The organism is Evansella tamaricis, assembly GCF_019042215.1.
Classification (GTDB): Bacteria; Bacillota; Bacilli; order Bacillales; family Salisediminibacteriaceae; genus Evansella; species Evansella tamaricis.
On the sequence record NZ_JAHQCS010000106.1, the window covers coordinates 19,264 to 27,633 of the forward strand.

The following is an 8,370-nucleotide window of genomic DNA, read 5'->3' on the forward strand; positions in this document are numbered from 1 at the left end:
CAGTCTACTCCGTATTTTTCTCAGGATACATCTCCATTTTCGGTACGATTTCATAGATTTTTCCACTTTCCACTGCATCCACAAACCGGAGTAGCCACGTATAATAATTACGTGCATACTCCAGTCGTTCAAAATCCTTTTCTATTTTTTCTTGAAGGACAGGGTCTGCAGTAGTCTCCAATAAACGTTCCAGTTCCATTCTCGCTTCATCGGCCTCTTCAATATTAGTTTCTGTTGCCTTTCTCCATTGACGGGAAAATAAAGCTGTAAATGATTTATACCAATCTTGCTCAGTGCGATATAAGTCCTTTCTTATTCCCCTTCGAAAAACCGGTTCCACCATTTTCATATCTGATAACGTTCTTACACCGGTACTCATACTTGTTTTACTCATTCCTAAAGAGTCCCTCATATCATCCAATGTCATTGGTTCCTCTGAGAAAAAGAGAGAACCGTACAACCGGCCAATCGATGGTGTAATTCCATAAAGCGTCATATTCTTTGCGATACTTTGAATGAATTGATCTTTTGTATCCTCGTACTTTGTCCACTCTGAATGATTGCTTCCTTCATTTTCACCCATTAAGTTAAAAACCTCCATCTACCACTCTATGCCACTGATTTTACCAAAAGCAGTATCAGGATAAAAGGGTTTTCCCTCTTTAATCTTGAAACATATCTATTTTCTCACATTGGAATTCATTTGCAATATGATGATGACATGTAAATAGTAAGATTTGACGTCCCTTGGAAAACTTGTTTAGAAATGATACTACTCTGATTCTCCTCGTTCTGTCCATATTCACTAATGTCTCATCCATAATAATTGGGAAAGGAGCTTTTACTGAAAATAAACTGGCTAATGCAAATCGGAAGGCTAAATATAACATTTCACATGTACCTCTACTTAATTGTGAAGGTTCATACCTTGCCCCATCCTTATGCTCAACAATAAATCGCTCTTCCCCTAAAGGAGCATACACTCTTTTATACTCCCCATCTGTCAATTCCTGAAATATCTCTTCTGCCTTCTTAATGACTGCAGGCTGCCGTTCTCTCTCATAGATTCCCTTTACGTGTTTAATCATTTGTGATCCTACGGAATAGGTAGCCCATTGTTTGGCTAACGTCTTCAATTCTTCGTTTAATTGAGAAAAAGTCAAGAGAATTTCCTCATATGTACCATCCTGTTCTAATAAAGTAACTTCCTGTTTTAACGTTGCAATCTCTTCCAAATGAGTATTCATTTCCAGTTCCAGTTTCTTTACTATTTCTTCAAGATGCTTCCGCTCGATCCCAGGAGAATAATTTTCATAGATTAGTCGCTGAATGGATTTCATTAAAAGAGTTTCATCCGGGAAAATCGTTTTCATTTGTATCCAGTAATGGTTTTTTTCCTCTTCTTGAATTCTCTGTTGTTCATAGTGATATGCTTTTCTCCGGAAATCCTCTTCATTATTCACTTCAGCATTTCTTAATAATGTGTCCATCTCTTTCTCAATCTGTTCCTTTTCATGTTGTAATCGCAGTAGAGATTCTTCCCTTAATTGGATTTGTTCCTTGATTCTTTGAAATCTACTGCCTTTTTCAACTTCCCTATCATAAAACTGAATAAGGAACTGAACAGATTCTCTAACAGAATTACCCTTTTTCAAGCCAGTTTTTTTGATTATTTCCTCAAGCATATCTTCAAATTCCTTTAGCTCTAAATAAAGAGTGTCCATTTTCCCATTTAGTAGAAATAATTGTTCTTCTATAGCATTCCACTTCTCCAGACTTTCTAGGAGACGGTCGTATAATGAAAAGGATAAGTTTAAAGGAAGACGGTATCTTTCTGCCCATTCCTTTAGTTCCCTTTGAACGTTCCTTTTTCCTTCTTGTAACTCATCCCATTCCTTAAACAATACATCTTGTTTCTGTGTCAAACGTTGGAGTTGGTTTTTTAGTTGCTCTAATTGTCTCCGTCTTTCATTCTCCCACTCAAATTCACGTTTCCAATGTTCCAAAGATGTTTTATCTGCTGTTTCATTATCCAATTCCCTTAACTGGGTTTGAAGAACTTCTTGCTCCTTTATCTGTTCCTTTTTCTGTTTGAAAATTGCATTTCTTTTTAGAAAAACAGTCATTAGAAAGAGAAGAGTAAATCCGGCTCCAATCACAGTGATTATTCCTTCTGAGAACAGAAATCCGTATAACGCTATTAATAGAAATGCACCAGTCAATCCCCCTAAGATGGATACCTGCTGTTTTTCCTGGCTTACCAATTTGTCATGGTGACGATGGCTAGAATTTAAGCGCTCTTTGATAAGAAGTTTTTGTACTTTTGTATCACCTTTTTCTTCCATCTCATTTATCTTGTTCTTTAAAAGGGCAAGCTCCTCCTTTGACATTAGATGCTGTTCGATACGGACAACTTCCCCTTCCTCTTCCCTTCCTTCTTTTGTAACTTTCTCTATTTCTTCCTTGAGCCTTTGTTCGTAAAGCTGTTTCGTATTAGACATTTCTTTTATTTGGTCATATTGGGATTTCAATGTCTGATGATAGACAATCCTCGAAAAATTTATTTCATAGGTACTCCATTCTTTTTCAATTGCATTTTTCTTTCTAGATAAGTGTTCCTTTTCTAATTGATATTCTTTCCAGTCATTTTTTCGGGCTTGATACACATCATTTTTTTTATCTATATACTCTATTTCCCGTTTCAAGTCTTTCCAAAAAGGATGGCATTCTAATTGCTGATTATCCCTCTCGAGCATAGCCAATTTTACGTTTTCGTCTTTCAATAATGTGACTACCTCACTCCTCTTATGCTCTAATGCTTCTAATCTTTCAAGCCCCTTTTCTGGAAATAAGGCAATAGATTTCCCTTCTTTCAACCACAATCTGCGCTGTTCCCATTCTTTGGCAAGTGGAAAGATCATATCCGCCTTCTCCACTTGATTAATTTTATCGTTTGTTATTTTCCATTCCTTCTTTACTTCGTTATGTTTCTTCTCTCTTTCTTTTATATCCCGCTTCAGCTGTTCATAGGCAGCAATTCTATCTTCCCATCTTTGCTTCTCCCGTTTTTTTCCTTCCAATTCCTTTAAAAGAAGATTCATCTCAGTTTTTTTCCCGCGAGGTTTAAATAGTAGCTCCATCTCTGAATAGAATTTCTTTTCTAATCTTGTAAGTTGTTGAGCACCGCCAATTCCTGTGTCATATAAAAATTGATTTAAATCTTCTGGATGAATATTACCAAGGCCATTCAGTCCATCTAAATTAAAATGGAAAATACCTTGAAATGTATGCTGGTCAAGACCTTTTAAGACAGATAAAAGTTCCTCTTCCCCGCCTTCTTGTCCCTCTGGGAAAAAGACAGTTACATCTCCCTTCACTTTATTCCCTTTAATCCTCTGAATTGTAATACTTCCATAGTCTTCCGTCAGAAGACTAACTGATCCACCGTACTTATCTGTTTTAACTGGAATAAACTGGTTTTCTCCTTTTTTAGGAAACCCGAACAGAACTGCCTGTATAAAGGACATAAGTGTAGATTTGCCAGCTTCATTCTTACCCATAAAAAGAGAAAGGTTATTATTATTTGAAATATCCCAAACCCGGTCTTCCCATTTTCCGTATCCAAAAATATGAACCCTAACCAACTTCATGATTTACCATCCCCTTTCATTAAAGAGGATAGGAGAAGCTTCTCAGCATGATCAATAATTTCTTCCCTCTCCTTATGAGTTAATTTTTCCAAGAATCGGTTCATGGCAGGATGAGAATAAAGAGGCTCCAATGCTTCACCATCTGATTCCTGTTTTTTCATTTCATCAACAACTCTTACCACATCTCCCAAAAGGTGATCCTGCTCCCGGAGGGATTCCCTATCAAAAACAGCTGTCGTATTAACTTCCATACGTTCAATCCAAAGATAAGGTATATGGCTTAATTCCTCCCTTAACAGGCTCAGAAGTTCCTGTTGATCGCGATAGTTAACCAGTTGATCATGGAGAATCCCCTCTCCAATAATGGACAAATCTACTAAATATTGTTTACTACCTTCTTCTACCTTTAACGTTGTCTCAATTCCACTGATTAGTTGATCTATCAATTCCAGGTTGTTGATACTGACTTGAACATTCATCCATTCCACAGGGGATGTTTCCAATAAGGACAATGTGGCACCTGTTTTTGTTAATTCCACATAATACGCTCCCTTTTTCCCTGTTTCTTTCCGATGAGCACCTTGCACATTTCCAGAGTAAACAATAGGTGGAGTTTCTGAAAGAATTTGACGTTTATGAATATGCCCTAATGCCCAATAATCGAAATTCTTTTCCCTTAGTTCTTTGACTGAAAACGGAGCGTATGGATCATGGTCTGTTTGCGCCCTTTCCTGTCCATGGAGCATCCCAATGTGATAGGCTCGGTCATCATTTACTCTTTGGTAAAGTGGTGCAGGATTATCCATAAAGGCTTTTTCCGGATAACTGAATCCATAGATATATCCCGTATCTCCACGTCCGTTATGTATCTTTACTGACTCCACACGTTCTTTAAATATATGTACATTCTCAGGCATGGTTAATTCGTTTTCCTGTCCAATTAATGGATCATGATTACCATGAATGATAAATAGTGGAATATTTTTTTCCGCTAAACGAACAGCTTGTTTTTTGACAAACCATTGAGCCCTCAATGAACGGTACTCGCTGTCAAACAAGTCTCCGCTAATTAAAACAAAATCAACATTCAAATCCATTGCCTTATCAATGATTCGCTGAAAGGATACATAGGTTGCCTGCTGAATGGTTTGAATAAACTCGTCCGGCATTTCCATATGGGACCTTATTGAACGTCCTAAATGAACATCTGCACAATGAATAAATCGGAACATAAGCATCACCCTTCCCCTTACTCTTTAGGTGATTATAACATAAATGAGAATGAATGTTCCCGTTTCTTCACTCTTTGGTAAAATCATATTAAACGAAGTGTTGAAAACAACTTATAGGGAGGTTAAAAATAAATTTTTCTTCTCCAAATAAGAAAAATAACTCAAAAGGTTAGTTGCCTTTTGAGTTTGTTTATATGTCAATCCTTTAACATAGCCTAATTATTAAGGGAGTAAAAGGTACCTGTAACTTTCCCTAAATCCCTATCCTCGTTATCTTTAAGTACACATTCCACAAACTGAACATTTTTTCCCTTTTTGGTGAAATACGCAGTAGCATGAATGGTGCCCTTCCTTGTTGTTCTAAAAAACTGAGTTTTTAACTCTAAGGATACGCTTGGACTTTCAGCAAATGCAGCACAAAGATGCCCCATTGCCGTATCTGCAATATACGTTAAGATTCCTCCATGTAAAAATCCTATTGGATTAAACATGATTTCTGTAACTGGAACACTAATATAAACCCTTTCCACTTTTTCATCATATTGGATATCAAAATCAAGTAAAGAATACATAAATAACTGGCCTGTACCATCGTCTTTCACTTTTAAGGCCTGTTCAAATTTTTCTCGGATTTCCTTCTCATTCATACTAAAACTCCCTTCTTTCCTAGAATATATTATAGCTTTATTTTTAAAGGGACGGGAGAGAGTTTTTGTTCTCATTAATGTTACCAAATAACTTTTCCAGTGCACCTATTTTTTTCTCTGTATACGTTTGATAGCTGTTAATATAAGCCTGAGGTTCCTTTGGATTTGCAAACCGGTCTATTTTCCCCGTCATCGGATCTATCCATTTACTCGCCGCACCGCAACCTAACCCAATGATAGTTTGAACTTCTTCCATGATCATAATGTTATAAATACTTTCTTGATCTGGTATGGCATATCCCACATTTTCTAAATTACCGAGAATATTCTTTTGCCGATATAAATAATACGGAACATACCCCTCCTTATTCATCCAATCACCTGCAAGAGTCATCATGTCATGAATTTCATTCCGAGTTGCCACTTTATACTTTTCCTTGTATTTCGTCATTTGAGAGGCACGTTTATAAGATAGGGTATGGACTGTTAGGGATGTTGGTCTTAACTCTTTCGTTACTGCTAACGTATGGGCAAACTCTTCCATTCCTTCTCCAGGTAGTCCAATAATCAGGTCCATATTAATATTGGTTAAGCCATTTTTATAGGCAAGGTGATATTTATCAATTGTCTCTTCCACGGTATGATGACGGCCAATCGCCTTTAATGTTTCATTTGTAAATGATTGTGGATTGACGCTAATCCTGTCTACTTTCCATTTATTAAGTACATCTATTTTATCCTGGGTAATGGTGTCGGGACGTCCCGCTTCGACTGTCAATTCCCTAACTTGATCCACATTTGGAAAAACGTCATACATCTTTTGATATAATGCATCCATTTCACTTGCAGTAATACTTGTTGGAGTTCCTCCACCAAAATAAATAGTTGTAACTTTTACATTGTTTTCTTTTAACCAATTTCCTGTTTGCTCCATTTCATAATGTAGACCAGTTAAAAACTCCGCTACAGATCCGTTTTTCCCATTTATGGCATAGGCAGGAAACGTACAATAGGCACACATAGTGGGACAAAATGGGATACCGATATAAATACTTACTTCTTTCCTTACCTCATCTAAATCTGGTACTACCGCAAGTTGTCTATCTACAATCTTCCCTAACAAGTCTATTTTTTCAGGACGAAGGAGGTAGAGTTCATTTAACTCCTTGTGTATTTCTTTCTTCGATTTCCCCTCTTTTCTCATGGAGTGGTATAACTTGGTTGGTCTTACCCCCGTCAGTACTCCCCACGGTTGCTCCATCTGAGTATATTCTTCCAACAAGGACAACAAGGTGTAAAGTATGGTTTGTTTTTCAACCTTTTTTAATGGATGCCCGTTTCTCTCCAACTTTACAGTTTTTTTCCCAAGGACTTTATCGTTTTCCTTAAAGACCGCCTCAGTATATATAGCATGATCCGATTGGCTAGTTTTAAATGAAATGGATAAATCCCCTAAAAAATCTGAACCAGATTCAAATAGGACCTTCGATTCATCGTCAAAAAGCTGAACTACCCGTTCACAAGCACGCTGAAATTTATCTTCCACACCGATTAATTGTATGACATTCATTGGAACCCCGTTCCCTTCCTTCTGCTAGTGGCAATAAAAATTCCTTCTACAGTTTATCTTGCTCCAATTCCTTAGTCAATAAAAGTACATACAAAAACGCAGCCCTATGTAATTAGCACATAAGAGCTGCGTATATTTTCTTTCCATTACCTTTTGTACACAGCAGGGTGCAATTGCTTTCGAAATACTTCCCGAACCATGTATCCTACACCGTTTTGATTGTTTGATCTTGTAACCCAGTCGGCTATTGATTTCAATTTCTCAGACGATTGTCCCATCGCAACACCTAAACCGGACTGTAAGATCATTTCTTCATCATTATCATAAGCTCCGATCGCTACCATTTCGTGAAGCTGAATTCCTAGCTTTTCCCCCAACACTTGTAAACCTTTTGCTTTTGAGGCTGAGGCGTCCGTAATATCTAAACTACCCTCTTCAGATGAAGTCAGACCTATATGTGGAACCAATTCCCTTATTTCCTCTATGGCATCCTGTCTCTCCCGTTCATTCCAGAAATACGCTTTAATTTTTGGAACAGTTAATGGTTGATCAATTAAGTAGTGGCTTAATGAACTAACGTAATTAATAGGATAAAACAATGGATCTCCTACACTTAAATTCATTTTAGCAATTAAATAGTTTCGTTGACGAACCTTATTTCCAACCGCATATTTTTCATGTAATAAACGTATGTGGCAACGATAGTTCTCCAATATGTCAACCAGTTGGTAAGCGCGATCAGAATCTATCCGACGTTCATAAACAGGTTCTTCCCCCTCACAAGCGACAAATCCCCCATCATGTGTTATTAAATAGGAATCATCCAATTTCAGCGCTTTTGCAATTTTTTTGGCAGACGGAAATGCTCTGCCCGTAGCTAATGTTACATACACCCCTTTTTCTTTTACATAATCAATAGATTCCTTTGTTTCCTTTGCTAACCGATGATTTGACTTTAACAGGGTACCATCGATGTCCAACGCTAATAAGCGATATGTCATTGCTGCCATCCCCCTTCATTTATCCTTTGGTTCATTAGTAATACACATATATGTCCCTCTTTTTAGGAATAGAACTTTGAGGAGTATAAAAACTGACAGATCAATGTTGATTGAATAATGTAACGTGTGAGCGCCTAAGGTCACTTCCGAAGTAGCTTAGGGACTGTAAAAGTGTAAAAACACCACTTTTTCAGTTCCCATGCGAGTAGGCGATGGAAATAGACAATAAGAAAAGCGCATTCGCCTAAGATCACGAGCGTAGGGCAGTGC

6 protein-coding genes are annotated in these 8,370 nt (G+C 37.4%); all 6 read right to left on the minus strand.

Features of this window, described 5'->3' with window-relative positions; genetic code table 11:
* Nucleotides 1-4 precede the first annotated feature (4 nt).
* The gene (locus KS419_RS12990) at nucleotides 5-583 is read right to left on the minus strand and encodes a GbsR/MarR family transcriptional regulator (protein WP_217066837.1); all 579 of its coding nucleotides are present in this window, start codon (nucleotides 581-583) and stop codon (nucleotides 5-7) included.
* A gap of 79 nt (nucleotides 584-662) precedes the next feature.
* Nucleotides 663-3,650, minus strand: a complete 2,988-nt coding sequence (locus KS419_RS12995) for an ATP-binding protein (RefSeq protein ID WP_217066838.1) — start codon at nucleotides 3,648-3,650, stop codon at nucleotides 663-665.
* Nucleotides 3,647-4,882, minus strand: coding sequence for a metallophosphoesterase family protein (locus KS419_RS13000; RefSeq protein ID WP_217066839.1), 1,236 nt, complete (start codon nucleotides 4,880-4,882; stop codon nucleotides 3,647-3,649). The genes KS419_RS12995 and KS419_RS13000 overlap by 4 nt, the downstream gene beginning before the upstream one ends.
* 215 nt (nucleotides 4,883-5,097) lie before the next feature.
* Complete coding sequence (locus KS419_RS13005) at nucleotides 5,098-5,529, minus strand: PaaI family thioesterase (protein ID WP_217066840.1); 432 nt, start codon at nucleotides 5,527-5,529, stop codon at nucleotides 5,098-5,100.
* Nucleotides 5,530-5,572: 43 nt separating this feature from the next.
* A complete protein-coding gene (locus KS419_RS13010; RefSeq protein ID WP_217066841.1) occupies nucleotides 5,573-7,099 on the minus strand; it encodes a coproporphyrinogen III oxidase in 1,527 nt (508 codons plus the stop codon).
* A 146-nt stretch (nucleotides 7,100-7,245) separates the two neighbouring features.
* On the minus strand, nucleotides 7,246-8,100 hold the full coding sequence (locus KS419_RS13015; protein ID WP_217066842.1) for a Cof-type HAD-IIB family hydrolase: 855 nt from the start codon (nucleotides 8,098-8,100) through the stop codon (nucleotides 7,246-7,248).
* Nucleotides 8,101-8,370: the final 270 nt, after the last annotated feature.